This window comes from Pseudogemmobacter blasticus (assembly GCF_003071405.1).
In the GTDB taxonomy this organism is placed as follows: domain Bacteria; phylum Pseudomonadota; class Alphaproteobacteria; order Rhodobacterales; family Rhodobacteraceae; genus Pseudogemmobacter; species Pseudogemmobacter blasticus.
The window spans coordinates 1,066,986-1,092,985 of record NZ_CP020470.1; the positions used below are offsets into that span (position 1 = coordinate 1,066,986).

The window sequence follows — 26,000 nt, forward strand, 5'->3', positions numbered from 1 at the left end:
GGCCGTCAGGCACCGCTGCGAAGCGCCGCGATCAGGGCGGCCATGTCCGGTGGCAGGGGGGCGGCGAAATCCAGCCGCACGCCGGTCGCGGGGTGATCGAACCCCAGCGTCGCCGCATGAAGCGCCTGCCGCGGAAAGGCCATGCCGGCCGCAGCCCCTTCGGGCCCCAGCACCTTGGCCGACAGCGTGCGCTTGCCGCCATAGACCGGATCGCCCAGCAGCCCATGGCCGGCATGGGCCAGATGCACCCGGATCTGGTGGGTGCGGCCGGTTTCCAGCCAGCAGTCAACCAGCGCCGCCTGATCGGCAAAATCCTCAACCACGCGAAAGCGCGTCACCGCGTGGCGCCCTTCGGGCGGCCAGACCACGGCCTGCCGCTGCCGGTCGGTGCGGTGGCGGGCCAGGTTGGTGGCGATGCGCAGGATGCCGCCGGCTTCGGCGCTGACACCGCGCGTGCCGCGCAGGCGCGGGTCGGCGGCCTGGGGCACGCCATGCACCACGGCCATGTAATGCCGCGTCACGGTATGGGCGGCGAACTGCGCCGCCAGCCCCTGATGCGCCCTGTCGGTCTTGGCCACCACCAGAAGGCCGCTGGTATCCTTGTCGATCCGGTGCACGATGCCGGGCCGCCGGGCCCCGCCGATGCCGGACAGCGTGTCGCCGCAATGGTGCAGCAGCGCGTTGACCAGCGTTCCGTTGGGCGACCCCGGCGCAGGGTGAACCACCATGCCGGCGGGCTTGTCGATCACGATCAGGTCGGCGTCCTCATGCACCACCACCAGCGCAATCGCCTCGGGCCGCGCCTCGATCTCTTCGGCGGGGGCGCGGCGGATGGTCCAGACTTCGCCCGGCTTCGCCTTGGCCTTCAGGTCACGCACCACCTCGGCCCCGCGGCTGACGGCACCGGATTCGATCAGCCTGGCCAGATGCGACCGGGACAGCACCGCCTCCTCTGGCACCGCAAGCGCAAGCGCCTTATCAAGGCGGGCGGGGGCATCGGGGCCAAGGGTCACGGTCAGCACCCCGTTTTCGTCCGGCGCCCCGGCGTCTTCGTCGTCTTCGAAAGGCACATCCGCCATGGCCGCTCCTGAAGAGGGTCCGCTTCCGCCCTCGCTCCGCCTGCTGAAATGGCTGGTGATCCTGCTCACCCTGTCCATGATCGGCGCTGTCATAACCGTGGTCTGGCTGCTTGTCACCCGGATGCCGCAGGTGATGTCAGGCCCGCCGAAACTGCCCGAGACCGTGGTGCTGCCGCAAGGCGAGACGGCGGCGGCGGTGACCTTCGGGAAAAGCTGGTATGCCGTAGTCACCCAGACGGGGCGAATCCTGATCTATTCCGAAACCGGCAAGCTGCGGCAAGACGTGACCCCGACCGCCGAGTAAGACGCGGGCTAACGCCCTGCCCGTTCGGCCTCGCGCCAGCGTTTCCAGTCGACCCCGGCGCGTGCCACCGCCGCCCGCGCGGCCGCGCCCACGGCTTCACCCACGGCGGTGTGCAGCCCGGCATAGCGCCCCTCGCCCGGCGGGCAGGCCAGCGCGGTGCAATCGGTGCCGGTTCCGGTGGCGATGCCGGTGGCCAGTTCCAGCCCAAGCGCCATCACCGCCGCGGTCCGGGCCTGCACCGCGATGGTCAGCGCCTCAAGCTGGGCGGTTTCGGTCAGGGGCGCGTCGGTGGCGACCAGCAGGTTGATGGTGCCATAATCGGCCGAATGCCAGGGCAGCCGGCGCCCGACCGATTCCGCGTTCGACAGGCCCAGCGTCACCACCGCCTGCGCGGTGATGCCGTCCACCGTGGCCGTGGCCTGATCCCAGGTGCCGATATCGCGCGAGGTCATCATGCCCACGGCCGTGGGCGCCCGCTGCATCTGCGCGGCAAACCAGTCGTCCACGTCGAAATCGGGCGTCAGATCGGCATTCTTCACCTCGCGCCACAGCACCTGATCGGTCAGGCGATAACCCGCGCCATAGGGCGCATGGGACAGCACCCGCCAGCGCGCGGGCAGCCGGGCCATCAGCCAGGGGCGGTCCAGCGTGACCGAGATCACCGCACCAGACCCATCGGCTGAAACACCGGCCCGTCGGCCGTTTCAGTGTGGAAGCCCTTGATTCCGAAGACTTCGGCAAGGGCGGCATCGGTCAGCACCTCGCGCGGGGGGCCATCGGCCACCAGCCTGCCGCGGTGGATCAGCAGCAGGCGCGAACAATGGCGGGCGGCAAGGCCAAGATCATGGATCGCCGCCACCACGCCATGGCCTTCGGCGGCCAGATCGGCAAAGACCTGCATGGTGCGGATCTGCGCCTCGGGGTCCAGACCGGCAACCGGCTCATCTGCCAGCAGCAGCGGGGTTTCCTGTGCCAGCGCGCGGGCAATCAGCACACGGGCCTGTTCGCCACCCGAAAGTTCGGTCGCGCGGCGCTGACGAAAGGCGGTCAGCCCCATGCGGGCCAGCGCACGCTCCACCGCCGGATCGGTGGGGTTAGCTGTGCCATGCGGGCTGCGCCCCAGCGCCACCAGCACCTCGACGCTGACCGGCCAGGCGATTTCGCGCCCTTGCGGCAGGAAGGCGGCGGCGCGCGCGCGGGCCAGCGGCGGCAGGCTGGCCAGCGAGGACCGGCCCTCGGCCGGCAAAAGCCCCAGCGCCCCGCGCAGAAGGCTGGTCTTGCCAGCACCGTTGGGGCCCAGCAGGCCGACGAATTCCCCCTTGGAAACCGTCAGGCTGACATCATCGACCACCGGGCACTGGCCCCGCCGCACCGTCAGATTCTGCAACGAAAGCAGGGTCATGCCTCAACCCTCCGCATCCGCCAGATCAGGTGCAGGAAGAAGGGGGCGCCGACTAGGGCCGTCAGGACGCCCAGCTTGAGGTCGCGATCCGGGGCGATCAGCCGGGTGGCGATGTCGGCGGCCAGCAGCATGGCCGCCCCGCCCAATGCGGCGGCGGGCAACAGGCGCGAGGGGCGCGCACCGACCAGCGGGCGCAGAAGATGCGGCACCACAAGGCCGACGAAGCCCACCGCCCCGGCCACCGCCACGGCAGCGCCCACGCTGGCGGCGGTGCCAAGGATCAGCACCAGCCGCAGGCGGGGCAGGTTCACCCCCATCGACTGCGCGGCATCCTCGCCCAGCGTCAGGGCGTCAAGGCCCCGGCCAAGGGTCAGCAACGCGGCCATTCCCGCCACCATGAAGGGCACCGCCAGCCAGACATGCGACATCGACCGATCAGCCAGAGAGCCCATCATCCAATGGACAATTTCCATGGCCGCAAAAGGGTTTGGCGACAGGTTCAGCACCAGTGAGGTGACGGCGCCGGACAGGGCCGACAGCGCGATGCCGGCCAGGATCAACGCCAGCGCGCCGCCGCGCGGGCCGGCCATGAGCAGAACCAGCAGCACCGAAGCCCCGGCCCCGGCCAGCGCCGCGAGCGGCAGGGCCAGCGGAAGGGTGGCGGCAAGGCCGGTTTGCAGCGCCAGCACCGCCCCCAGCGCGGCCGAGGAGGACACGCCGATCAGACCCGGTTCGGCCAGCGGGTTGCGCAGATAGCCCTGCATCGCGGCCCCCGACAGCCCCAGCACCGCCCCCGCCATCAGGCCAAGGATCGCGCGGGGAAGGCGGATTTCGCGCATCACCAGAACCATCGCCTCGCCTTCGCCCCGGAACAGCGCACGGAGCGACTCGCCCAGACCCAGACCGGCGGGGCCGATCAGCAGCGAGGCGGCGAAGAGAAGCGCCACCAGCAGCGCCAGAAGCGGCAGGGTCAGCTTCATTCCAGCGCCTCGCGTGCCTGCCGCATCCCGGCGACGGCGCGCAGGATATAGGGGGTGCCACAGACCCAATCGGCATCGGAAGCCGCTGAAATCCCTGCCTTCTTGCGGATTTCGGCCAGGGCGGGATGCGACAGGATCTCTTCCGCGCGGGATGCGCCGGGATAGGGGGTCGAGGTGACAACGACCTGCGGTTCGGCCAGAACCAGCCGCTCCAGCGGCAGGGTGCCGCCGCCGGTCAGCCCGGCGGTTGCCCCGACATTGGCAAAGCCGGTGCGGGTCAGCACGTCATCGGCCAGGGTGCCCTTGCCGGTGGTATAGCCGTTCGGAAAGTACAACGCGGCGGTGGCGGGGGGCAGGTCAACGGCCAGCGCCGCCAGCCCCGCCTGAAATTCGGCCACCAGTTTGCGGGCGGCGTCTTCCCGGCCAAGGGCTTGACCTACCGCGATAATCTGTTCGGGAACCTGATCAAGCGCGTTCACCGGGGGCACCTGCACCACCCGCACACCCAGCCGGCGCAGCATGTCCACCGAGCCCAGCGTGGTATAGGTGCCGGCCAGCACCAGATCGGGATGCAGCAGGAACACCTCTTCGGCGCCACCGTGGTTGGCGGGATACGCCGCGGCCTGATCCACCATCGAGGAGGACCGGACATCGGTGGCCAGATCGCTGACCGAAACCAGTTGCCCCGGAGCCGCCAGCAACATGGCAAGCTGGTCGGTGCAGAGGTTTATGGAGACGACGCGGGCGGGGGCCGGGTCGGCGGCGGCGGCGGGGCAAAGGGCCGCGAACGCTGCATGAATTGCGAAAAGGGCAGGTATGGCCCAGGTCTGCCGTGCGTATGGCCGACGTGCAGCGGACGTATGACTGTCGCGACGATATGCGGCCTTGTTCACCATTACCCGTTTCCATTGAGGCGGCGGACCGGGCGGACAGAGGCCGCCCGGTCCGAAACAGTATCAGAACGAGGTGCGCATCCCGAGATAGACCGACCGGCCCGGCTGGCCGTAATTTCGCACGGTCTGGTAATCTTCGTCGAACAGGTTTTCGACCCGGAGATAGGCTTCGGTCTGGTCGTTCACCTCATAAGACACGGTGAGGTTGGCGACGGTATAGTCCTTGAGCCTGGACGCGGGCGCCGGCCAGAGCCCGGCATCCCAGTAGTCGGCCACATGCTGCACCGTGACAAGGCCGGACAGGCGGTCGGTGATCTGGCCTTCCACCCCAAGCGTCAGGTCATGGCGCGGAACCCGCAGCGCGACCGTTTCCACACCGCCGTTGACGTTGGTCGCATCGGTATAGGTGTAGTTGCCGAACATCGACCAGCCGGGCGCGAGCGCGGCACGGCCCGTCACCTCGACCCCCTTGGTGGTGGTGGTGCCGGGCACCTGATTGTAGGCGCCGCCCGCCCACTGGATGCGATCCTCGATCTCGGTGTGGAACAGCGTGACCTGCAGCGAGCTGTCGGCGCTGAACAGGTATTCCGCGCCCAGTTCGAAGTTGGTGCTGGTTTCGGGTTGCAGCGCGGGGTTGCCGTAATCGACGCTGTAAAGTTCATAAAGCGAGGGCGCGCGGAACCCGGTCGAGGCGACGGCGCGGATGATCCAGTCATCCGCCGGGCGCCAGGCCAGGGCCAGACGGCCGGTGTCGTAGCCGCCGAAGGTTTCATGGTCGTCGTGCCGCACGGCCAGCGAGATGTCGAGCGACGGATCGGGGGCGTAAAGCAGTTCGGCGAAGACCGATTTCGTGGTTGCCTTGCCGCCATCAAGCGCGGTGCCGAAGATCGAGGTGCTGGAGCCGTCGAAGGTTTCCTTGGTGCGGTCCAGACCCCAGTTCAGCGAAAGCTGTTCGCTGGCCTTCCACTTGCCCAGATAGGCAAGCTGTTCGCGGCCCCCGTCGAAGCTGGTCTCGGAATACCAGCCGGTCGGATAGCTGTAGTCGCGCTTGGAATCGGTATGGGCGTAGGACAGTTCATGCGTGACCGCCCCGGTTTGCAGTTCCGCAAAGATGCGGCCGCCGCGCAGCTTGCCGTTTTCGATATTGCCGTTGTCGGCGGTCTGGTCATCGAATTCGGTGAAGCTGTCCCGGTGAAGCAGGCTCATGCCGATGCGCAGGGTATCGGACACCTGATAGGCGCCGAAGAACGTCAGCGTGGTTGAGCGGAAGGCGTCATCCTCGGTGCCATAGGCATAGGAGGAGATGCCGTCGGTGATGGTGCGGCTGGCCGAGAAGGCCAGTTCGACGCGGTCGGTCTTCATCGCCACCGAGGCGGTGCCGCTGTAGGTGGCGTTCGATCCGGCCTCGACGCCGATCTGGGCCGAGGTGCCCTCTTCCGTGGCGCGGAAGGTGGTGATGTCAACCACGCCGCCGATGGCTTCCGACCCGAACAGCGCCGATTGCGAGCCGCGCAGCACCTCGATGCGGGAAATGCCGCCCGAGGTGGTGGAGCCGAAGTCATAGGCGCATTGGGTGCCCGAGGGATCGGACACGTCGATGCCGTCGATGCGGACGCCGATATAGGGGCCGGACAGGCCGCGCAGGCGCAGCGCGGTCGAGGTGCCAAGGCCGCCGTTGCGCGACATGCTGACGCCCGGCAGGCGGGCCAGCAGCGTGGCGACCGACTGGTCGCCGGATTTCTTCAGGTCATCGGCGGTGACGACATCGACCGTCGCGCCGGTGCGGCCCAGTTCGACCGGCTCGGTGCTGGCGGTGATGGTGATGGTGCCCAGCAGAAGGGAATCGTCATCGTCGGCGGCCAGCGCCGGCGCGGCGAGGCCCGAGGCGGCCAGCGCGGAAATCAGGGCGATGCGGGAAATGCCATACATGGCGGTCTTTGCCTTTCCGGTTGGGCCGCAGCCGCGGCCCGCAAGATGCGTTCTGTCCTGGGAAAGGCTGCCCTTTCCGCCGACGGTGAGTTCGTCACCTCTGGCGGAATCCGCCTGCCGTGGCGCGCCCCGCGCCGCGGTAAGGGTGATCACCCTGGCAGGTCTCCTGGCTTGCGGGTCGGGGCTTTGACGGGCCTTCCCGGGGATTTCCCCAGTGGCATGTGCCGTCATCGCTCGCCGCTTACAGTTGCGGGGGCAGCCGCGGAATTGCACCGCATTCCCTTTTCATCCGGTTTTCAGGCCGGAACCTAAGGCCAGCCCTGCATACCCGGCGCGGCGGCGCTGTCAAGCGCGGGGCTGACGCAGCGGCGCAGGTGCGACGCGGTGTGTCGCTTTCTGGCCGCGGGAGGGTGGCGGGAACAGCCCGGCAGATGACGGTGGCAGGCTGGACCGGGGGGCGTGGGGCGGTCAGCATGGCGGCGGAAGAACAGGAGAATCGGCATGATCGGCGATCTGGGCGCGGCGGATGCAACCGAACTGGCGGGGCTGGTGGCGACGGGCGAGGTGACGCCGGATGAGCTGCTGGATGCGGCGCTGGCGGCGGTCGAGGCGCGCAATCCGGCCCTGAACGCGGTGGTACTGGTGCAGGAAGAGGTGGCCCGGCGGTCGATCCGCGAAGGCTTGCCGCACGGGCCGTTCCGGGGCGTGCCGTTCCTGATCAAGGATCTGGGGGTGGAGGCGAAGGATTTTCCCAGCCACAACGGCAGCCGGCTGCTGGCCAACACCCGCTATTCCGGCGACAGCGCGATCTTCGCCCGGATGAAGGCGACCGGCGTCGTCACCTTTGGCCGCACGACCAGCCCCGAAGGCGGCATCGGCGCGGCGACCGAGGCGGCGGTCTATGGCGGGCCGACGCGCAACCCGTGGAACACAGACCACACGCCGGGCGGATCGTCTGGCGGTGCGGGGGCGGCGGTGGCGGCGGGGATCGTGGCCTTTGCGCATGGATCGGACGGCGGCGGATCGGTGCGGATTCCGGCTTCGTCCTGCGGCCTCTTCGGCTTCAAGCCGACGCGGGCGCGGCTGCCGGATGGCCCCTATGCCGGCGAAGGCTGGGCGGGGATGGCGATTGACGGCTTCCTGACGCGCAGCGTGCGCGACACGGCGGTGATGCTGGACGCCTGCGAAGGCGCCGACCTGGGCGCGCCCTATTGGGCACCGCCCCTGGCGCGCGGCCATGCGGCGGCGATCTCGCGCCCGCCGCGGCGGCTGCGGGTGGGGGTGTGCGACACCACCTTCACCGGCGAGGCGATCCACCCTGAGGTGGCCGAGGCGGTGCGGGCCACGGCGCGGCTTCTGGAAAGCCTGGGGCATGTGGTGGAACCCGCCCTGCCCCGCGCCGATGTGCCGGGCATGATGCGGGCCTGGACCGACATCGTGGCGGTGGGCACGGCGCTGGGGATTCGCGGCGCGCTGAAGGGGCGCCCGCTGACCGGCGATCTGGTGGAAGGCGTGGGGCGCGGGGCCTGCGCACATGCCGAAACGCTGCATCCGACGCGCTATCTTGAGGCGGTGGGCGAAATCCACGCCTTTGGCCGGCAGATGGCAGGGGTCTTCGACGCCGGGCCGGACATCCTGCTGTCGGCCACACTGGCCGAGCCGCCGGCCAAGGTGGGGCGGTTTTCGCACGCGACCGAGGATTATGTGGCCTATCGCACCGGGCCGGGCGGGATTTTCACCTATTCGCCCTTCTGCGCGGTGTTCAACGCCAGCGGGCAACCGGCGGCCAGCCTGCCGCTGGGCATGTCGGGCGACGGCCTGCCGATCGGCGTGCATCTGGCCGCGGCCTTCGGGCAGGACGAAACGCTGATCGCGCTTTGTGCAGAAGTTGAGCGCGCCGCGCCCTGGGCGGGGCGTCGCGCGCCGGTTGCGGCATGAGCGGGCAAGAAAAGGCTTGTCAGGGCGGCGGGCGGCTGCCCAATATGATCAAAATAACAGGACAGGGAGGGGGCGACCGTGACCGATGAGGTGACGATCTCGGCCCGGAATGTGGTGAAGGCCTTTGGCCAGGGCAACGCGGCCGTGCGGGCGCTGGACGATGTGTCGCTGGACATCCGGAAAGGCGAGTTCTTTACGCTGCTGGGGCCTTCGGGCTGCGGCAAGACCACGCTGCTGCGGCTGATCGCCGGGTTCGAGATGCCGACCGAGGGCACGATCCTGCTGGACGGCGCCGACATCACCACGCTGCCGCCAAACCGGCGGCCGGTGAACACGGTGTTCCAGAGCTATGCCCTGTTTCCGCATCTGACGGTGGCGCAGAACGTGGCCTTCGGGTTGCAGATGCTGGGCCGGCCGGCGCCCGAGGTGAAGGCGACCACCGAACGGATGCTGGCGCTGGTGAAGCTGGAGGCGATGGCCGGGCGCAAGACCAGCCAGCTTTCGGGCGGCCAGCAGCAGCGGGTGGCGCTGGCGCGCGCGCTGGCGCCGCAGCCCAAGGTGCTGCTCCTGGACGAGCCGCTGTCGGCGCTGGACCTGAAGCTGCGCAAGGAGATGCAGGTCGAGCTGAAGCGGTTGCAGACCGAGACCGGCATCACCTTCGTCTTCGTCACCCATGACCAGGAAGAAGCCCTGACCATGAGCGACCGGATCGGCGTGATGAGCCATGGCAAGCTGCAACAGGTGGGCGCCCCGCGCGACATCTATACCCGCCCGGTGAACCGCTTTGTCGCCAGCTTCATCGGCGAGACCAATTTCCTGTCGGGCGTGACCGAGGGCGCCGGGGTGCGGCTGCCCGTGGGGGCGGTGGTGCCGGTGGACAGCCCGCGCGCGGGCACCGTCACGCTGGCGGTGCGGCCCGAACATGTGCGGATCGTGGCCCCCGGCGAGGCCGGCGCCATCCCGGCCACCGTGACCGGATCGGTCTATTTCGGCACAGACATGAACTATCAGCTTGCGCTGGCCGATGGCACGGAAATCGAGGCCTGCGTGGTATCAGGCGTGACCGGCGAGGGCGCGCTGTCCAAGGGCGAGCAGGTCGGTCTGCGCTTCACGCCCGGCGCCGTTCAGGTTCTGGAGGATTGACGCCATGAGCCCCGCCGAAGAGGCCGTCCGCCGGGAGAACATCAAAAGCGCCTGGCAACTGTCGGCCCCGGCGCTGCTGGTGCTGACGGTGGCGGCGGTCGGGCCGCTGCTGATCGTGCTGGTCTATTCCTTCCTGACGCCGGGTACGCATGGCAATGTGGAATGGGTGTTCAGCCTGGAAGGCTGGCGCGGCGTGCTGTTCGATCACGACATCTTCGAGGACAAGCTGGTTCTGGCCGATGGCAACCTGACGATCTTCTGGCGGTCGGTGAAGCTGTCGTTCATCACGACGGTGCTGACCTTCATCGTGGGCTTTCCGACCGCCTGGTTCATTGCCACCCGGTCGCCGGCAAGCCGGGCGGGCTGGCTGTTCCTGATCACCATCCCGTTCTGGACCAACCTGCTGATCCGCACCTTCGCGATCAACCAGATCATCCGCAACGAAGGCGTGCTGAACACGCTTCTGCTGAAGGCGGGGCTGATCTCGGCCCCGCTGCAACTGACCTATACCGATACGGCACTGCTGATCGGCATGGTCTATGTCTATCTGCCGCTGATGGTGCTGCCGCTGTTCGCCACCATCGACCGCTTCGACATGCGGCTTCTGGAGGCGGGCTACGACCTTTACGCCAGCCGCTGGCAGGTGCTGCGGCGGGTGATCCTGCCGATCATCCGGCCCGGCATCGTGGCGGGGTCGATCCTGGTCTTCGTGCCCTGCCTTGGCGCCTATGTGACGCCCCGCATCCTGGGCGGCGGCAAGAACATGATGATCGGCAACTTCATCGAGCTGCAGTTCGGCCAGGGCAAGAACTGGCCGCTGGGGGCCGCCCTGTCGGTGACGCTGCTGGTGATCGTGACCATCGCGCTTCTGGTCTATGTGAAGGCGATCAGCGGAGAACGGAAGAATGGCTAGGGCGCGCGACTTCTCGGTCACCGAACTGCCCGGCGCGACGCTGGTGTCGATGCTGGTGTTCGTGGCGCTTTATGCGCCGATCCTGGTGCTGATCGTCTATTCCTTCAACGCCGGCGAAAGCGTGGCGGTCTGGGGGGGCTGGTCGCTGGACTGGTACCGCGCCGCCTGGGCCAATGATCAGGTGAAAGAGGCGACCTGGGTATCGCTGAAGGTGGCCACCGGGGCGGCGGTGCTGTCCACCGCGCTGGCGACGATGGCGGCCCTGGGCACCACGCGGCGCCCCGCCTTTCGCGGCCAGACCTTTGTCTATGTGATGATCAACCAGCCGCTGATGGTGCCCGAGATCGTGACGGCGGTGGCGCTGCTGCTGGTGACGGCGGCCATCAAGAAGGCCACCGGCTATACGGGCTTGGGCTATCTGATCGTGGCCCATGCCGCCTTCTGCATTCCCTTTGCCTATCTGCCGATCCGGGCCCGGCTGGAAGGGATGGACCTGACGCTGGAAACCGCCGCGGCCGATCTTTACGCCAGCCGCTGGCAGACGTTCCGCCGTGTCACCCTGCCCCTGCTGATGCCGGGGATTCTGGCCGGGGCGATGCTGGCCTTCGTCACGTCGCTGGACGATGTGGTGATTACCGAATTCATCAAGTCGCCCGGGCAGGATACCCTGCCGACCTATATGCTGGGCCAGTTGCGGCGCGCGATGAAGCCGGACGTGAACGCGATCTCGACGCTGCTGCTGGCGCTGACCCTGGTGCTGTTGTCCGCGTTCTTCCTGTTGACCCGAAAACGCAAATGACCGCCGGACGCACCGGCGGCTTCATCCAACTGAAGGAGAGACCATGAAACGGATTCTGGGCGCCCTGGCGCTGCTGATGTCGGGAACGGCGATGGCCCATGCCGAGGGCGAGCTGTTCCTTTACAACTGGGGCAACTACACCAGCCCCGAGATGATCAAGAAGTTCGAGGAGAAGTACGGGGTCAAGGTGACGATCACCGACTTCGATTCGAACGACACCGCGCTGGCCAAGGTCGAGGCGGGGGCTTCGGGCTTTGACCTGGTGGTGCCTTCGGCCGGCTTCGTGGGCATCTATGCCGAGAAGGGCCTGATCCAGAAGCTGGACCTGTCGAAGCTGCCCAACCACAAGAACATTGCCCCGGAATGGATGAATGTGGAGTGGGACCCGGGTCGCGAATGGTCGATCCCGTGGCAGTGGGGGTCGACCGGGATGTCGGTCAACGTGAAGGACTATTCCGGCGACATCAACACCTCTGACATCTTCATGAACCCGCCGGCAGAGCTGGTGGGCAAGATCAACGTCATCCCGGAAATGGGCGACGTGATGGCGCTGGCCACGATGTGGGCCGGCGGCGAGGTCTGTTCGGAAGACCCGGCGGTGATGAAGAAGGTGCGCGACGCCCTGCTGGCGGCCAAGCCGAAGTGGATGTCGATGGACTATTCCACCGTCGAGAAGATGATCAACCACGACTATGCCGCGACGGTGGACTGGAACGGCTCGGCCATGCGGGCGCGTCTGGGCAACCCGGATGTGGCCTATGGCTATCCGAAGGAAGGCTATGGCCTGTGGATGGACAACGTGGTGCTGCTGGCCGACGCCAAGAACGTGGACAACGCCTATCTGTTCCTGGACTTCATCATGGAGCCCGAGAACGCGGCGGCGCTGTCGGCCTTTGCCCGCTATGCCAACGGGATTGCGGGGTCCGATGCCTTCATGCCCGAGGACATGAAGGCTGCGCCCGAGATCATCACGCCGGCGGAATTCGCCGACAAGGGCCATTTCGTGACGGTCTGCACCGGCAAGGCGCTGGAGTACCAGACCGCGATCTGGACCGAACTGCAGAAGTGATCCTGCGGATCTGAGCGGTGCCGGGGCTGTTGTGGCCCCGGCAGTCCTGTCTGGCCGGCCGCCGGGGGTTTCACACCCCCGGACCCCCGTGGGATATTTCTGGACAGAAAATGTCAGGTCTTCTTGAGCTTTCCGCGACCGAACTGTCGGCGCTGATCCATGCGCGGAAGGTGGCGCCATCCGAGGTGATGGCGACGCATCTGGCGCAGGTGGAGGCGGCGAACGGGGCGGTGAACGCGCTGGTGTCGCGGCGCGCGCCCGAGGCGCTGATGGCCGAGGCGCGGGCGCTGGACGATGCGGCCCCTTCGGGCTGGCTGCACGGGATTCCGCTGCCGGTGAAGGATCTGGTCGCGGTGAAGGGGCTGCGGACGACCTGGGGATCGCCGCTGCACGCCGCCCATGTGCCGGCAAGGGACGACCTGCTGGCAGCGCGGATGCGGGCGGCGGGGGCGGTGTTCACCGCCAAGACCAACACGCCGGAATGGGGCCAGGGCAGCCACAGTTTCAACCCCGTCTTCGGGGTGACGCGCAACCCCTATGACCTGAGCCGCAGCGCGGGCGGGTCTTCGGGCGGGGCGGCGGCGGCGCTGGCGGCGCGGATGGCCTGGGTGGCCGACGGGTCGGACATGATGGGGTCTTTGCGCAACCCGGCGGCGTTCTGCAACGTCTATGGCTTTCGCCCGACCTGGGGGCTGGTGCCGGGCGATGCCGAGGGCGACACCCATCTGGCGACGCTGGCGACCGAGGGGCCGATGGCGCGCACGGTCGAGGATCTGGCGCAGTTCCTGGCGGTGCTGGCGGGGGAAAACCCCGAGGTGCCCTTCCCCCGCGCGGTGCCGGATCTGCTGACCGGGCTGGAGGCCGGGGTGAAGGGGCTGCGGATCGGCTGGCTGGCCGACTGGGGCGGCGCCTATGCGATGGAGCCGGGGATTCTGGAGATCTGCGAGACGGGGTTGCAGGGGCTGGCCGCGATGGGGGCCGAGGTGGAACCGCTGCCCCCGCCCTTTCCGGCCGAAAAGCTGTGGTCGGCCTGGGTGACGCTGCGGGCGATGCTGAACGCCGGCGGGAAGCGGGCGCTGGCGGAAGACCCGGCGAAACGGGCGCTGACCAAGCCCGAGACGATCTGGGAGATCGAGCAGGGGCTAGGGCTGTCGGCGCAGGCGGTGTATGAGGCCAGCGTGATCCGCAGCCGCTGGTATGCCCATGCGGCGCGGCTGTTTGACCGCTATGACGCGGTGGTGCTGCCAAGCGCGCAGGTCTGGCCGTTTCCGGCCGAGTGGCGCTGGCCCGAGGCGATTGCCGGGCGCAAGATGGACACCTATCACCGCTGGATGGAGGTGGTGGTGCCGGCCAGCCTGATCGGGTTGCCGGCGCTGTCGGTGCCGGTGGGCTTCGGGGCGCAGGGCCTGCCGATGGGGATGCAGATCATCGGCCGGTCGGGCGATGATGCGCGGGTTCTGGCCATCGGGCAGGCCTGGCACCGGGCGACGGGCTGGCCGCAGGCGCGGCCGCCTCTGGTGGCGGGGGCGGTTTCGCGCTAGGGCTGGCCCGAAAGGGAGGCGGGAATGCGCGTTCTGGTCATCGGGTCGGGGTCGATCGGACGCCGGCATAGCGACAATCTGGCGGCCCTGGGGGCCGCGCCGGTGGCGCTGTCCTGGCGGGCGGCGGGGTTTGACGGGGCGCGGACGGCGATGGACGGCGCGGACGCCGTGGTGATTGCCACCGCGACCGACATCCGCCTGCCGCTGATTGCCGAGGCCGCGGCGCGCGACCTGCCGCTTTACATTGAAAAGCCGCTGGCCTTTGCCCCCGCCGAGGTGGAGGCGATTGCCAAGGTGACGGCGGGCGTCGCGCGGCGGTCGGTGCTTGGCTACATGATGCGCTATCACCCGGCCTTCCGCACACTGGCGCAGGCCGACCTGTCGGATGTGTTCCAGTTTTCGCTGACCATCGGCCATGACGTGACGCAATGGCGGGCGAACTGGCGGTTTTCCGAAAGCTATGCCGCGCGGGCCGATGGCGGCGGCGTGCTGCTGGACCTGTGCCATGAACTGGACATGGCGGCCTGCCTGTTTCCAGGGCTGGCGGTGAAGTCGGTCGAAAGCCTGGGCCATGCCGCCTATCCGGGGGTGGATGTGGCCAGCCGGATCTCGCTGGCGGGGGGCGGCATCGCGGGCGAGGTGGCGATGGACTACCTGACGCCGAAGCTGCACCGCCGCACCCTGCTGCGCGGGACCGAGCGGATGCATGATTTCGACTTTGCCGCCGCGACCTACCGGGTGACCGATGCGGCGGGGCCGCGCGATCTGGACCGGCCGCTGGAGCGCAACGAGATGTTCCTGTCCGCCATGCGCGATTTTCTGGCGCTGGCTCAGGGCGCGGACCCGTCGGCCGTGGAGCATCTGCCACGGCTGGACCTGTGCCTGCCGTCAGCCCGGCTGGTGGCCGCGGCCTGGGCGGCGCGGGCCTTCATCGGGCACTGCGGGAAAGAGATTCCATGAGGAGACCTGTTCGATGATCCTGGGCCATATCGGCGCGCGCAAGGGCAGCAAGGGCGTGCCGCGCAAGAACTTCCGCCCGATCTGCGGCAAGCCGCTGATCGACTGGTCGCTGGACCAGTTGTTCGCGCATCCGGCGGTGGATGCGGTGGTGGTCAGCACCGATGACGAGGAAATCTATGATCATGCAGTGGCGAAGGGCGCGCTGAAGATCGGGCTGCGGCCGGCGCATCTGGCGACCGACACGGCAGGGAAATGGGGCGTGTGGCAGCACGCGCTGGAGGCGTCCGAGGCGCTGACAGGCCCGGTCGATGCCTTCCTTGATCTGGATTGCACCTCGCCGCTGCGGCTGCCGGAGGATATTTCCGGGGCACTGGAACTTTACAATATCGAACATCCTGACCTGGTAATGAGCTGCTGCGAGGCGAGAAAGAATCCCTATTTCAACCTTGTGGAGCCGGATGCCAGCGGGGCGCTGCATGTGTCGAAGCCGCTGCCGGGCGGCGTGGTCGCGCGCCAGCAGGCGCCGGTGGTCTATGAACATGCGGCCAGCACCTATGTGGTATCACCGGCCTATCTGAAACGGTCCGGGGGGCTGTGGGAGGGGCGCGTGATCCCCTTCCTGATGCCGCCGGAACGCTGTGTCGACATTGACAGCCCCTTCGACTTTCGCCTTGTCGAGTTCCTTTTGACCGAAGCCCTGAAAGAGCAATGCCATGACTGACCAGTTGCAAGGCCGCACCATCTTCATCACCGGGTCGGGGGGCGTGCTGGGCAGCACCTATGTGCGCCGGATGCTGGCCGAAGGCGCGCGGGTGATCGCGTCCGACCTGCCCGGCGCGCGGGCCGAGGCGCTGGTCGAGGCGCATCGCGGCAACGCGAACTTTCGCTTCTATCCGCTTGATGTTGCGAATGAAGACGAGGTGACGGAGATCTTTGCCCGCATCCTGAAGGACGGGTGGGAGCCGAATGTCGTGCTGAACAACGCCGCCATCACGGGCGAGCTGCTGATGGGCGCGGGCAAGGGCTTTCCCGATTTCGCCGACCTGAAGGTCAGCGACTGGGAAAAGACCCTGCGCACCAACCTGACCGGCCCCTTCATGGTGGCCCGGCAGATGGACCGCGACATTGTGGGCAAATGGCCCTGCACGCTGATCAACGTGGCCAGCATGTATGCGCTGAACGGGGCGCATCACCGGATCTATGAGGGGATGCCGTTCAAGAACTTTTCGGCCTATGGGGTGACGAAGGCGGGCATCCACGGGCTGACGGTCTGGCTGGCGGGCTATTGGGCGCCGCGCGGGGCGACGGTGAACACCATCGCGCCGGGGGCGGTGTTCAACAATCATTCCGAGGAATTCCAGCGCCGGGTGGGCGAACTGATCATGCTGAACCGCATGGCCAAGCCCGACGAGATTGCCGATGCGATGCTGTTCCTGGCCTCGGCGGCGGCGGGCTACATGACCGGGCAACTGGTGAATGTGGACGGCGGGTTCAGCGGCTGGTGAGCAGGTTCCTTCGAAGGAACTTGCGGCTAGCGGCTGAGGTAAGGCGCCAGCGCCTGCATCGTGCGGGCGGTGGCGCCGGAATGGGCGGCCAGAAAGGCGGCGATGCCAGCCTGTGACGGGCCGGGCCAGCCTTCGGGCGTCAGCGCGCGGGCCAGATCGGCGGGGGTCTGCGCGTGGAAGCAGACGCCGGCGGCAATCGCCTCGGCTGCCGGATATTCGATGGTGTGGATTTCAGGGCCCACGATGACGGGCCGCGCCAGCGCCAGCGGCTCGATGATGTTATGCGCGCCATGCGGGGTGAAGCCGCCGCCGGTGACCACGCGGTCGGCCATGGCCAGATAGAAATACATCTCGCCCAGACTGTCACCCAGCAGGATGTCGGCCTGCTGCGGGGCGGTCAGGGTCAGGGCGGCATCCAGCGCGGTGCTGCGGCGGGCCAGACGCAGGCCACGGGCGGCGATCAGGGCGGCCACCTCGTCAAACCGTTCGGGCTTGCGGGGGACGTAGATCACGAAGGGCGCGTCGGGGCCGGCGAGGGCAGCCTGAATGGCATCAAGGTAAAGCGCATCCTCGCCTTCCACCACCGAGGCGAAGGTCAGGGTGCGGCGGGGGCCGGCCAGCCGGGGCCGGGCGGCCTGACCGGCGGCCACCTGCGCGGGCGGGATCGGCTGGTCGAAGCGCAATTCGCCGGTGACGGTGATGTTCGGCACGCCCACGGCGGCGAAGCGGCCGGCCTGAAGCTGCGATTTCACCAGTGCCCCGGCGAAGCCGCGCATGACGGCGGGGCGCAGCGGAAAACGGGCGTCGCGCGTCACCGATTTCGACGGGTAGCCCGCGTTGCACATGAAGAGCGGCACCCCGGCATCGCGGGCGGCAAAGACCATGCGCGGCCAGATCTCGACCTCCATCACCAGGCCCAGTTTCGGGCGGAAGGCGCGGAAGAAGCCGCGGAAGCACCAGGCCAGTTCGAAGGGAACCCAGACGGCGGCAAGACGGCCGGCGGCGATGTCGGGGCCGAAGACGCGGGTGGATTCGCGGCGGCCGGCGGGGGTGAAATGGGTGCAGACCACGGTTTCGCCCCGGTCCAGCAGGGCGCGGATCAGCGGCACGGCGCTGCGCATCTCGCCCAGGCTGACGGCATGGACCCAGACCGAACCGGGCAGGCGCTGCGGGTAACGCCCGAAACGTTCGGCGATGTTCTGGGAATAGGCCGCGTCCTTGCGGCCCCGGCGGCGCAGGTAAAGCAGGATCAGCGGCAGGCACAGCGTCCAGAGCGCGGACCAGAGGGCGAGGAACAGCCGCATCATCGCAGCAGCCCCGCAAGATCGCGCGCCAGCGGCACAAGGCTGGTGCGGGCGGCATCAGACAGAGCGCGGGCGCGGGCGACGAAGGGGGCCGGATCGGCGGAGAGGGCGGCGGGCAGCGTGGCGGCGGTGACGGCGCGGGCGGCCCCTGCCCCGTCAAGCTGCGCATAATCAGCGGCGAAATTGGCGGTGTTGGGGCCGTGCAGGATGGCGCAATCCAGCGCGGCGGGTTCCCAGGGGTTATGGCCCTGCACCGGGCCGAAACTGCCGCCGACCAGCGCCAAGGGGGCCAGCCGATACCAGAGGCCCAGTTCCCCGAAGGCATCGGCGATATGCACCTGCGCGGGGCCGGGCGCCTGCCCTGCCCCGGCGCGGGTCACGCTGCGGCCGGTGGCGCGGACGGCGGCCTCGATCCCTGCCCCGCGGTCGGGGTAGCGCGGAACGATGACCAGAAGCCGGTCGTCGGGCGCGGTGGCCAGCGCGGCCGCCTCATCTTCCGGGTGCGAGGAGGCGAGGAGCCAGAGGGCGCGGCCTGCAAGGGCGGCCTCCAGTGCGGCCAGCCGGGCCGGGTCTGCCGCCAGCGGCGGGGCGGCGGCCTTGAGCGAGCCGGTCACCCGCACCTCGCCCGCGCCCAGGGCCCGCAGGTGGCGGGCGGTGGCGTCATCCTGCGCGGCGATCAGGCGGAAGCGGGCCAGAAGGTCGGCGTAAAGCCCCCGTCCCCGCGACCGGCGGGCGAAACTGTCGGCATTCATCCGGGCGTTCACCAGCGCCAGCGGCACGCCGGCGCGGCTGGCGGCGACCACGGCGCCGGGCCACAGTTCCTGTTCCGCCCAGATCGATAGGTCGGGCCGCCAATGTGCCAGAAAGCGGGCCAGATAGCCGGGCGCATCCAGCGGCAGGAACTGGTGCGTGGTGCGCGGCGGCAGGTTCGCGGCCAGCACATTAGCCGAGGCGCGGGTGCCCGAGGTCACAAGGAAGCTGAGATCAGGCGCCTGCCCCGCCAGCGCGGCGATCAGGCCGCGCAGCGCCAGCACCTCGCCCAGACCCACGGCGTGCAGCCAGACCAGCCGGCCCGCGGGGCGCGGGGCCGAGGGGCGGCCCAGCTTCTCGGTCCAGCGGGCGGGGTCTTCCTTGCCGCGCGCAAGGCGGCGGCGCAGCACGGCCGGGGCCAGCAGCGGGATCGCCCGGGTCGCCGCCAGATAGGCCGCCAACTGCCAGTGCATCAGGCTTACTCCCGGTCCTGGAAGGCCTTTTGCAGCGGGCTGTCCCAGAAGTCGGGGCGGGCCAGCACCTGCACGAAACGGTCAGCGGCAAGGCCCTGGCCGAAGCCCGCGTCGCGGGCGTGGCGGCGGCCCCAGTCCTGCGCCAGAAAGCGGGCGATGGTGGCGGTATCCGCCGCCTGACAGGCCGTGACCGAGGCCGCATCCGAGCGGTTCGCCTGCCGGGTGCCGATGTCCAGCGACGGAAGGCCCAGGAAGGGCGCCTCGCGCACGCCGGCGCTGGAATTGCCCACCATGCAGGCGGCGTTCTTCATCAGCTCCGAGAAATGCGCGAAGCGCATCGAGGGCAGCACGCGGAAGCGGTCCTTCGGCAGCCGGTCCAGCACGGCGAAGATGGCGTCCGATCCGGGGTCGTTGTTCGGCGCGATCACCACGAAGGCGCGGCCCGAGGCTTCCAGCGCCCCGAACAGCGCCGCCGCCTGCGCGCCGATGGTGGCCTGTTCGCTGGTGACGGGGTGGAAGGTGGCGATGCCATAGTCCGCGAAGGGAATTTCGTAATGCGCGCGCACCTGATCCAGCGTCACGCCCGAGGGGCGGGCGTGGAAATCCAGTTCGGGTGAGCCGATGACATGCACGGTTTCGGCAGGTTCGCCCAGCGCCATGACCCGGCGCGCGGCGGCCTCGGACGACACGAAGTGATGCGTGCAGAGCTTGGTGTTGCAGTGGCGGAACACCTCGTCGATGGTGCCCGACACCTCGCCCCCCTCGACATGGGCGGAGCGGACATAGTTCATCGCGCCGACCAGCGCGCCGGCCAGGGCTTCCACCCGGTCGCCGTGGATCACGATCAGGTCGGGACGGTGTTCGGCGACGTAATCGGAAAACCCGGTGACGGTCTTGGCCAGCACCATGTCCTGCGGATCGCCGGGGCGCTGGTTCAGGAATTCATGGGTGCCGACCCCCGCCATGCGGCGCACCTCGTTCCGGGTCAGGCCGTAGCGGTCCATCATGTGCATTCCGGTGACGAAGAAGGTCACACCATGCCCGGCATCGCGCGCGGCGGCGGCCAGCGGTTCAAGTTTGCCGAAATCGGCCCGCGTGCCGGTAAGGAAGAGGATGTCTTTCATGGCTCTCGCACTGGCGCTTGCAGCATTGCCCTGCATAGCGGCGACGGCCCGCGCTGGCAATCGGTGCGGGGGGGCGGCGCGGGGGCGATGCAGGAGGCAGGCGATGGACAAGGCCGGGGGCCGGCCCTAAGTGAAGGTCTGCGCCTGCAACCGGAGACCTTCATGGACCGCGTCGTTCTTTGCATGAAATGGGGCACGCTGTACGGCGCGGAATACGTCAACGTGCTGTATTCGGCGGTGCGGGCCAACCTGACGGGCGATTTCCGCTTCGTCTGCCTGACCGATGACACGAGCGGCTTGCGCCCCGAGATCGAGACCTTTCCCATTCCCGACATCGGGCTGAAGCCCGAGAACTGGCGCCACGGAGCCTGGCCGAAGATCGCGCTGTTCGGGCATGATCTTTACGGGCTGACGGGCCGGGCGCTGTTCATCGACCTGGACATGGTGATCTGGGGGCCACTGGACGGGTTCTTTACCCATGGCACGGGTCTGGTGATGCTGGATTCCGGCCCGTGGCGCCACAGCGACGGGGTGGCGCGGTCGATGTCATCAATCTTTGCCTATGACCTTGGCAAGCTGGGCTATCTGGTGGACCGGCTGCGCGCCGAGCGGGACGCGATGACCGAGAAATATGACATCGAGCAGGCCTATCTGCATGGCGAGGTCAGCCCCATCGGCTATTGGCCGCAGACTTGGGTGGTCAGCTACAAGTATCACCTGCGCCCGCCGGTGCTGGTAGACCGGCTGCGGGGGCCGAAGCCGCCCGGGCCGGGGGTGCGCGTGTTGTGTTTCCACGGTCGCCCGCGCCCGATTGACCTGATCCGCCCTCCGGCGGGCAACTGGGACGTGTTCCCGCATTACGGCCGGGGCCCGGTGCCCTGGATGGTGGACTACTGGACCCGCCACGGCGGCACGGTCTGACAACGAAGGGCAAGCAGATGACCCGACTGATCCTGTCTCTGACCACGGTGCCGCCGCGGTTTCCCTATGTGCACGAAAACCTGGCCGCGCTGAAGCAGCAGACCGCCCGGATCGAGGCGATCAACCTTTACATCCCGCGGCGCTATCGCCGGTTCGACTATGACCCGGCGCAGTTGCCGAAGCTGCCCGAGGGCGTGACCCTGCGCCTGATCGACGAGGATCTGGGTCCGGCGACCAAGGTGCTGCCGGCCTGCCGCGACTATCGGGGGCAGGATGTGCGGATTTTGTTCTGCGATGACGACAAAGTGTATGATCCGGGCTGGGCGCAGCGCTTTGTTGACGCGGGCACCGACCAGCCCGGTTGCGTGATCTGCGAGGAAGGCGGTCTGCTGGATACGCCCTTCTATGCCCATGACGGCTGGCAGTCGCCGCGCCAGCCCAAGGCCGGGTATCGCCGCAAGGATCTGGGCTACCGGCTGCGGCGGGCGCTGTCGCTGGGGCGCTGGAAACCGTCCAAGGCCATGACCTCGGGCTATGTCGATATTCTGGAAGGCTGGGGCGGCGTTATGGTGCGGCCCGACGATTTCGACGATGCGGCCTATGACATTCCCGATGTGCTGTGGACGGTGGATGATGTCTGGCTGTCGGGCTGTCTTGAGCGGCGCGGGATTCCGATCTGGCTGAATGTGCGCGACAAGGTGCGGTCGAAGGGCAGTTCGAACGAGGTGAAGGAAGCTGCGCTGCGGAATTTCGTCTATCAGGGCCATGACCGGATTTCGGCCAACCGCGCCTGCATCCGGTATTTCCGCGAGACCTATGGCATCTGGGGCGGCGCGGGGGCGCGGGCCTAGCTGCGGGGCGGCGGCAACATGCGGTGGCGGATCAGCCAGGCGATGCGGCGCAGGTAGTTGGCGGCCTTGTGCGCGTAATGCGGCAGGCGGCGGAGGGCGGGGAATTTGGTCGCCTCGGCCATGGCGGTGCCGGTGATGTAGCTTTCGCCGCGGTCTTCCGGCCGGGCGGTGAAGGGTTCCAGCCCCATCAGCCGGAAGTCATGGGCGAAAAACCTGTTCAGCTCGTGATCATGGGCGCGGCGGATCGGCCAGAACTCGCGCGCCAGCCGGGCCGCCAGATCGCGCTTGATCAGATAGCAGGCATTGCCGGTGAAGCGTCCCCAATAGGCGTTGAGCCGCCACTTGCCCTGCCGGCGCTGCGTCAGCGCGCCCTTGGCGCGCAGCCGGGCGAAGCGGCAGATGTCCCAGCCATCGGCCATGTCCAGAGCGGCCTGCAGGGCCTGCGGGAAATCGGGGTCGAAGGTCACGTCATCTTCGCAGATCAGCACCACCGGATCGGGCCCGGCGCCGATCTGCGCCCAGAGCGCCACATGCGAGGCGTAGCAGCCCATATGCCCGGCCGAAATCGGCCCGCCCATGAAGCGGTGCCAGCCGGGCAGATCGGTCTGCGCCAGCAGCCGCGCCTCCTCGGCCCGGCCGTCGATGCCGTCGAACAGGGTGTAGTCCAGCCCCGCCTGGGCAAATTCGGCCGCAATCCGCGCCCGCCGTTCGGTGGCGCGGGTCAGCGAGATGACGAAGATGGGGACCGGGGGACGGCTCACCCCAGATCGCTCCATTTCAGTTGCGTGTTGCGGGTGACGGCGCGGGTCAGGCGTTTGCCCAGCACCTTGTCGAAGTCATAGGCGGCGATTTCGCCGCTGCCGGGGCGGCGGGCCCAGATGTCCTGTTCGCGGATCACATGGCCGGCGGGCAGGTCGGCATCGGCCACGACCGAGCCGCGGGCGAAGCGGTAGACGTCTTCTTCCGGCGCGCTGCGCTGTTTCGGGTTCTTGGCGGCGATCCAGATCTCGCGCGAGCGGTCGATCAGGAAGCGCAGTTCGGCCGGGTCCATCGAATTGATGATGTCCGGCCCCTTGCGATAGCGCGTGTCGGTGTAATGGCGTTCCAGGATGCTGGCGCCCAGCGCCACCGAGGCCAGCGCCATTTCCGGGCCGATGGAATGGTCGGAAAAGCCCACAACGGCGTTGGGGAAAGCCTCGCGCAGTTCGGTCACGCCTTTCAGCGAGACGATTTCGGGCGGGCTGGGATAGAGGTTGGTACATTCCAGAAGGGCATAGGGCACGCCGGCGGCATCGAGGATGTCAACGCTGGCGCGGATCGTCTCGATCGTCTGCATCCCGGTGGACAGGATCACCGGCTTGCCCTTGCGGGCGATGTGGCGGATCAGCGGCAGATTGTCAGCCTCGCCCGAACCGATCTTGTAGGCGGGCACGTCGAGGGATTCGAGGTAATCGGCCGCCGCGCGGGAAAACGGCGTCGAGATCCAGATCATCCCGAGGCTTTCGGTGTAACGCTTCAGCTCGGCCTCATCGTCCAGCGACAGGGCGCAGCGTTCCATCACATGCCAGATCGAGACATCGGCATTCGGCGGGAAGATCGCCTTGGCCTCATCCGTCATCTCGTCTTCCAGGATATGCGTCTGGTGCTTGACCAGCTCGCAGCCCGCCGCCGCGGCCAGACGCACCATTTCCTTGGCGACGGCAAGATCGCCGCCGTGGTTGATGCCGATCTCGGCAATCACAAGCGGCGGATGAGCGGGGCCGATCTTGCGACCGGAAATCGTGATTTCGCGCATGCTTGCGTCCTTGGCGACTGGGTTACGCAGCCCGTGCTGGCCCATGGCCCGCCGGTTGTCAAGAAAACGGATAACGGGAAAGTTCGGTATAAACCGGGCCATCGTGACCCGACCGGCTTTGCCAAAGAACCATGTCCTGCACAAGCCAGGGACCGGCCGCGAAGGCGAAACCATCGGCAATGGCGCGTTCCAGCCGCGCCGTGGCGGCGAAATCGGGAACGGGAAAGCGGCCCAGGGTGACATGGGGCACGAAGCGGCGGGCGGCGACCTCGACCCCGGCGATGCGGGCGGCCTGTTCGGCGGCGGCCTGCAACCGGGTCAGCGGGTCTGACGGCAGCACACCGGCCCAGGCCGCGCGCGGGCGGGCACCGCCGAAAAGGCCAAGCCCCCGCAGCGCCAGCGGAAAGGCCGGGCTGCGCAGGGCGGCAAAGGCTTCGTGCGCGGCCTCAAGCAGGGGATCGGGCACGTCCCCCAGAAAGACCAGCGTCAGATGAAACGCCTCGGGCGGCACGCGGCGGGGCAGCGGCAGCAGGAATTGCTGCACCGCCAGCGCCGAGCGGACGGTTTCGGGCAGGTCAAGGCCAAGGAAGACACGCATCAGGCCCCCTCGGGCCGGCGGGCAAGAGCGGCCAGCGAGGCGGTGATCTCGGGGCGGACGGGGCCTTCGCGCGGCGGATCAAGCAGGGTGTCAAGCAGGTGCGGGCCGGGCGGCGGACGGGCGCCGCCCGACCATGACAGCCCCGCCAGAACCGCCCGCGCCGGTTCGGGCAGGCGGTCGGGCAGTTCCTGCCCCGAGAGCCAGCCCCAGATCGCCGTCCAGAGCCGGCCCACCGACCACGGGTTGTAGCCACCCCCGCCCAGCACCATCAGCCGGGGCGACAGCGGGCGCAGTTCGGCCAGCGCCTCGAGATAGGCGCGGTTCGACAGGCACAGGCGCGAGAGCGGGTCTTCGGTCAGGCTGTCTGCGCCGCATTGCACCACCAGCGCCTGCGGCGCGAAGGCGGCGACGCGGGGCAGGATCAGCCCGTGCAGCACGGCCCTCGCCTCGGTATCATTGTAGCCGCGCGGCACCGGCAGGAAGAAGCCCGAGCCGCCCGCCGTTTCGGTCAGGCCGCCGGAAAACGGCCAGCGCCCCTGTTCGTGCACGCTGATCATGCGGACGCGGGGGTCGCCGGTGAAGGCGGTTTCAACCCCGTCGCAGTGATGGGCGTCAAGATCGACATAGGCGACGCGGGTCAACCCGGCGCCCAGCAGCGCCTTGATGCCCAGCACCACGTCGTTCAGGTAGCAAAAGCCGTTCGCCCGGTCGGGCAGGCCGTGGTGTGTGCCGCCGCCGGGCACATGCACCACCCCCGCCGGGGCATGGGCCAGCGTTTCGGCGGCCCAGAGCGTGCCGCCCGCGCCGGTGGCGGGGCGGCGGAACATTTCGGCGAAGACCGGGTTCGACAGGGTGCCAAGCCCGTGGCGGGCGCGGACCTGATCGCTGACCGTGCCCTCGGCCTCGGCCCGCTGAAGGGCGGTGAGATAGGGTTCGGTATGGAAGGCGCGCAAGGCGGCGGGCTTGGCGCGCGGGCTGTTCTGGAACCGCGCCGCCGGCAGCCAGCCCAGCGCGCGGGCAAGGTCGATCACGGTGGACACGCGGGGCACCCGCAAGGGATGCGTCGCGCCATAGGACGAGCCGCGATAGATGGCCGAACCGACAAAGACCGGCGCCACGGCGCCGCGCGGCCCGGCCGAAGGCGCCGCGGTCATGGCAGAAGCGACAGGATCCGCCGGCGGATGGCCCCCTGCGGGTTCGCGGTCGAGCCCCAGGTTTCGATCACCGCGCCGTCGGGGCCGAGCAGCACCTTGTTGAAGTTCCAGCCCGGCACGAAGCCGCGCGTCTTGGCCAGCCAGGCGTAGAACGGATGCGCCTGTGCGCCCTTCACATGGGTGATCTGGGTCATCGGCAGGGTCAGGTCGAAGTTCAGCGCGCAGTATTCCTTGACCGCCGCCTCGCTGCCCAGTTCCTGCGAAAAGTCGTTCGAGGGCACGGCCAGCACCAGCAGGCCCTTCGGACCCAGTTCGTCATGCAGGGCCTGAAGATCGTCGAACTGGCCGGCAAAGCCGCAGAGCGAGGCGGTGTTGACAACCAGAACCGGCTTGCCGGACCAGTCATCCAGGTCGATGGTCCCGCCGTCGATCGAGGCGAAGGTGAAGCCCGCCCAGGCGGCGACCGGGGCCAGGACAGAGACCAGCAGGGCCATCAGCGCGGCCAGCGGGGCAGGCAGGGCAGATCGGCGCATCGGGGTTCCCTTTCGACTGTCTGAACAGGAGATACGCCGCGT

The 26,000-nt window shown here is 68.5% G+C and carries 26 protein-coding genes and 1 riboswitch; of the genes, 12 read left to right on the forward strand and 14 right to left on the reverse strand.

The window, feature by feature from the left end:
* Positions 1 to 5 precede the first annotated feature (5 nt).
* The gene (locus B6K69_RS05160; protein WP_108643029.1) at positions 6 to 1,079 is read right to left on the reverse strand and encodes an RluA family pseudouridine synthase; all 1,074 of its coding nucleotides are present in this window, start codon (positions 1,077 to 1,079) and stop codon (positions 6 to 8) included.
* Here B6K69_RS05160 and B6K69_RS05165 point away from each other — a divergent pair.
* Complete coding sequence (locus B6K69_RS05165; RefSeq protein WP_107673409.1) at positions 1,078 to 1,383, forward strand: DUF6476 family protein; 306 nt, start codon at positions 1,078 to 1,080, stop codon at positions 1,381 to 1,383. The genes B6K69_RS05160 and B6K69_RS05165 overlap by 2 nt on opposite strands.
* Before the next feature lie 8 nt (positions 1,384 to 1,391).
* Here B6K69_RS05165 and B6K69_RS05170 read toward each other — a convergent pair whose 3' ends face one another.
* The 5 genes from B6K69_RS05170 to B6K69_RS05190 all read right to left on the reverse strand — a co-directional run bounded on the left by B6K69_RS05170 (position 1,392) and on the right by B6K69_RS05190 (position 6,587).
* A complete protein-coding gene (locus tag B6K69_RS05170) occupies positions 1,392 to 2,045 on the reverse strand; it encodes an adenosylcobinamide amidohydrolase (RefSeq protein WP_108643030.1) in 654 nt (217 codons plus the stop codon).
* Complete coding sequence (locus B6K69_RS05175; protein WP_108643031.1) at positions 2,042 to 2,785, reverse strand: ABC transporter ATP-binding protein; 744 nt, start codon at positions 2,783 to 2,785, stop codon at positions 2,042 to 2,044. The genes B6K69_RS05170 and B6K69_RS05175 overlap by 4 nt, the downstream gene beginning before the upstream one ends.
* A complete protein-coding gene (locus B6K69_RS05180; RefSeq protein WP_108643032.1) occupies positions 2,782 to 3,765 on the reverse strand; it encodes a FecCD family ABC transporter permease in 984 nt (327 codons plus the stop codon). The genes B6K69_RS05175 and B6K69_RS05180 overlap by 4 nt, the downstream gene beginning before the upstream one ends.
* Entirely contained in the window at positions 3,762 to 4,469 is a 708-nt protein-coding gene (locus tag B6K69_RS05185) for an ABC transporter substrate-binding protein (RefSeq protein ID WP_418260343.1), read from the reverse strand. The genes B6K69_RS05180 and B6K69_RS05185 overlap by 4 nt, the downstream gene beginning before the upstream one ends.
* A 252-nt stretch (positions 4,470 to 4,721) precedes the next feature.
* Entirely contained in the window at positions 4,722 to 6,587 is a 1,866-nt protein-coding gene (locus B6K69_RS05190; protein WP_123876537.1) for a TonB-dependent receptor plug domain-containing protein, read from the reverse strand.
* Positions 6,588 to 6,726: 139 nt separating this feature from the next.
* Positions 6,727 to 6,915, reverse strand: a riboswitch (cobalamin riboswitch).
* A 173-nt stretch (positions 6,916 to 7,088) separates the two neighbouring features.
* Here B6K69_RS05190 and B6K69_RS05200 point away from each other — a divergent pair.
* The 9 genes from B6K69_RS05200 to B6K69_RS05240 all read left to right on the forward strand — a co-directional run bounded on the left by B6K69_RS05200 (position 7,089) and on the right by B6K69_RS05240 (position 16,455).
* Positions 7,089 to 8,525: an amidase gene (locus B6K69_RS05200; RefSeq protein ID WP_108643034.1), complete on the forward strand. Its 1,437-nt coding sequence runs from the start codon at positions 7,089 to 7,091 to the stop codon at positions 8,523 to 8,525.
* A 78-nt stretch (positions 8,526 to 8,603) separates the two neighbouring features.
* Positions 8,604 to 9,668, forward strand: a complete 1,065-nt coding sequence (locus B6K69_RS05205; RefSeq protein WP_107673402.1) for an ABC transporter ATP-binding protein — start codon at positions 8,604 to 8,606, stop codon at positions 9,666 to 9,668.
* Positions 9,669 to 9,672: 4 nt separating this feature from the next.
* The gene (locus B6K69_RS05210; RefSeq protein WP_108643035.1) at positions 9,673 to 10,581 is read left to right on the forward strand and encodes an ABC transporter permease; all 909 of its coding nucleotides are present in this window, start codon (positions 9,673 to 9,675) and stop codon (positions 10,579 to 10,581) included.
* Positions 10,574 to 11,380, forward strand: a complete 807-nt coding sequence (locus B6K69_RS05215; RefSeq protein ID WP_108643036.1) for an ABC transporter permease — start codon at positions 10,574 to 10,576, stop codon at positions 11,378 to 11,380. Before B6K69_RS05210 ends, B6K69_RS05215 begins: the two co-directional genes overlap by 8 nt.
* Positions 11,381 to 11,423: 43 nt before the next feature.
* A complete protein-coding gene (locus tag B6K69_RS05220; RefSeq protein WP_108643037.1) occupies positions 11,424 to 12,449 on the forward strand; it encodes an extracellular solute-binding protein in 1,026 nt (341 codons plus the stop codon).
* A 110-nt stretch (positions 12,450 to 12,559) separates the two neighbouring features.
* The gene (locus tag B6K69_RS05225) at positions 12,560 to 13,990 is read left to right on the forward strand and encodes an amidase (RefSeq protein WP_108643038.1); all 1,431 of its coding nucleotides are present in this window, start codon (positions 12,560 to 12,562) and stop codon (positions 13,988 to 13,990) included.
* Between the two features lie 24 nt (positions 13,991 to 14,014).
* Complete coding sequence (locus B6K69_RS05230) at positions 14,015 to 14,950, forward strand: Gfo/Idh/MocA family protein (protein ID WP_108643039.1); 936 nt, start codon at positions 14,015 to 14,017, stop codon at positions 14,948 to 14,950.
* Positions 14,951 to 14,963: 13 nt separating this feature from the next.
* Positions 14,964 to 15,671, forward strand: a complete 708-nt coding sequence (locus B6K69_RS05235) for an acylneuraminate cytidylyltransferase family protein (RefSeq protein WP_108643040.1) — start codon at positions 14,964 to 14,966, stop codon at positions 15,669 to 15,671.
* Positions 15,664 to 16,455, forward strand: a complete 792-nt coding sequence (locus tag B6K69_RS05240; RefSeq protein WP_108643041.1) for an SDR family NAD(P)-dependent oxidoreductase — start codon at positions 15,664 to 15,666, stop codon at positions 16,453 to 16,455. Before B6K69_RS05235 ends, B6K69_RS05240 begins: the two co-directional genes overlap by 8 nt.
* Before the next feature lie 26 nt (positions 16,456 to 16,481).
* Here B6K69_RS05240 and B6K69_RS05245 read toward each other — a convergent pair whose 3' ends face one another.
* From B6K69_RS05245 to neuC, 3 genes are read right to left on the reverse strand one after another with little or no spacing between them, the layout of a single operon-like run.
* A complete protein-coding gene (locus B6K69_RS05245) occupies positions 16,482 to 17,762 on the reverse strand; it encodes a 3-deoxy-D-manno-octulosonic acid transferase (RefSeq protein WP_108643042.1) in 1,281 nt (426 codons plus the stop codon).
* On the reverse strand, positions 17,759 to 18,982 hold the full coding sequence (locus B6K69_RS05250) for a 3-deoxy-D-manno-octulosonic acid transferase (protein WP_108643043.1): 1,224 nt from the start codon (positions 18,980 to 18,982) through the stop codon (positions 17,759 to 17,761). Before B6K69_RS05250 ends, B6K69_RS05245 begins: the two co-directional genes overlap by 4 nt.
* A gap of 5 nt (positions 18,983 to 18,987) precedes the next feature.
* A complete protein-coding gene (neuC, locus tag B6K69_RS05255; protein ID WP_108643044.1) occupies positions 18,988 to 20,106 on the reverse strand; it encodes a UDP-N-acetylglucosamine 2-epimerase in 1,119 nt (372 codons plus the stop codon).
* A 162-nt stretch (positions 20,107 to 20,268) separates the two neighbouring features.
* Here neuC and B6K69_RS05260 point away from each other — a divergent pair, with 162 nt between their 5' ends.
* Entirely contained in the window at positions 20,269 to 21,027 is a 759-nt protein-coding gene (locus tag B6K69_RS05260; RefSeq protein WP_123876538.1) for a glycosyltransferase, read from the forward strand.
* A gap of 17 nt (positions 21,028 to 21,044) precedes the next feature.
* Positions 21,045 to 21,878 (forward strand): hypothetical protein, encoded by an 834-nt coding sequence (locus tag B6K69_RS05265; RefSeq protein WP_108643046.1) that lies wholly within the window; start codon positions 21,045 to 21,047, stop codon positions 21,876 to 21,878.
* Here the strand turns inward: B6K69_RS05265 and B6K69_RS05270 are convergent.
* Genes B6K69_RS05270 through B6K69_RS05290 form a run of 5 tightly spaced genes read right to left on the reverse strand, consistent with a single transcriptional unit; the run spans position 21,875 to position 25,958 of the window.
* Positions 21,875 to 22,639 carry a glycosyltransferase family 25 protein gene (locus tag B6K69_RS05270; protein ID WP_228156812.1) on the reverse strand — a complete coding sequence of 255 codons (765 nt, stop codon included), beginning with the start codon at positions 22,637 to 22,639 and terminating at the stop codon, positions 21,875 to 21,877. The two genes, B6K69_RS05265 and B6K69_RS05270, sit on opposite strands and share 4 nt — an antisense overlap.
* Positions 22,636 to 23,673 carry an N-acetylneuraminate synthase family protein gene (locus tag B6K69_RS05275; RefSeq protein ID WP_206340545.1) on the reverse strand — a complete coding sequence of 346 codons (1,038 nt, stop codon included), beginning with the start codon at positions 23,671 to 23,673 and terminating at the stop codon, positions 22,636 to 22,638. Before B6K69_RS05275 ends, B6K69_RS05270 begins: the two co-directional genes overlap by 4 nt.
* Before the next feature lie 58 nt (positions 23,674 to 23,731).
* Complete coding sequence (gene thpR, locus B6K69_RS05280) at positions 23,732 to 24,271, reverse strand: RNA 2',3'-cyclic phosphodiesterase (RefSeq protein WP_228156813.1); 540 nt, start codon at positions 24,269 to 24,271, stop codon at positions 23,732 to 23,734.
* Complete coding sequence (locus B6K69_RS05285; RefSeq protein WP_108643049.1) at positions 24,271 to 25,425, reverse strand: arginase family protein; 1,155 nt, start codon at positions 25,423 to 25,425, stop codon at positions 24,271 to 24,273. The genes thpR and B6K69_RS05285 overlap by 1 nt, the downstream gene beginning before the upstream one ends.
* Positions 25,422 to 25,958: a glutathione peroxidase gene (locus B6K69_RS05290; RefSeq protein ID WP_108643050.1), complete on the reverse strand. Its 537-nt coding sequence runs from the start codon at positions 25,956 to 25,958 to the stop codon at positions 25,422 to 25,424. The genes B6K69_RS05285 and B6K69_RS05290 overlap by 4 nt, the downstream gene beginning before the upstream one ends.
* Positions 25,959 to 26,000 lie beyond the last annotated feature (42 nt).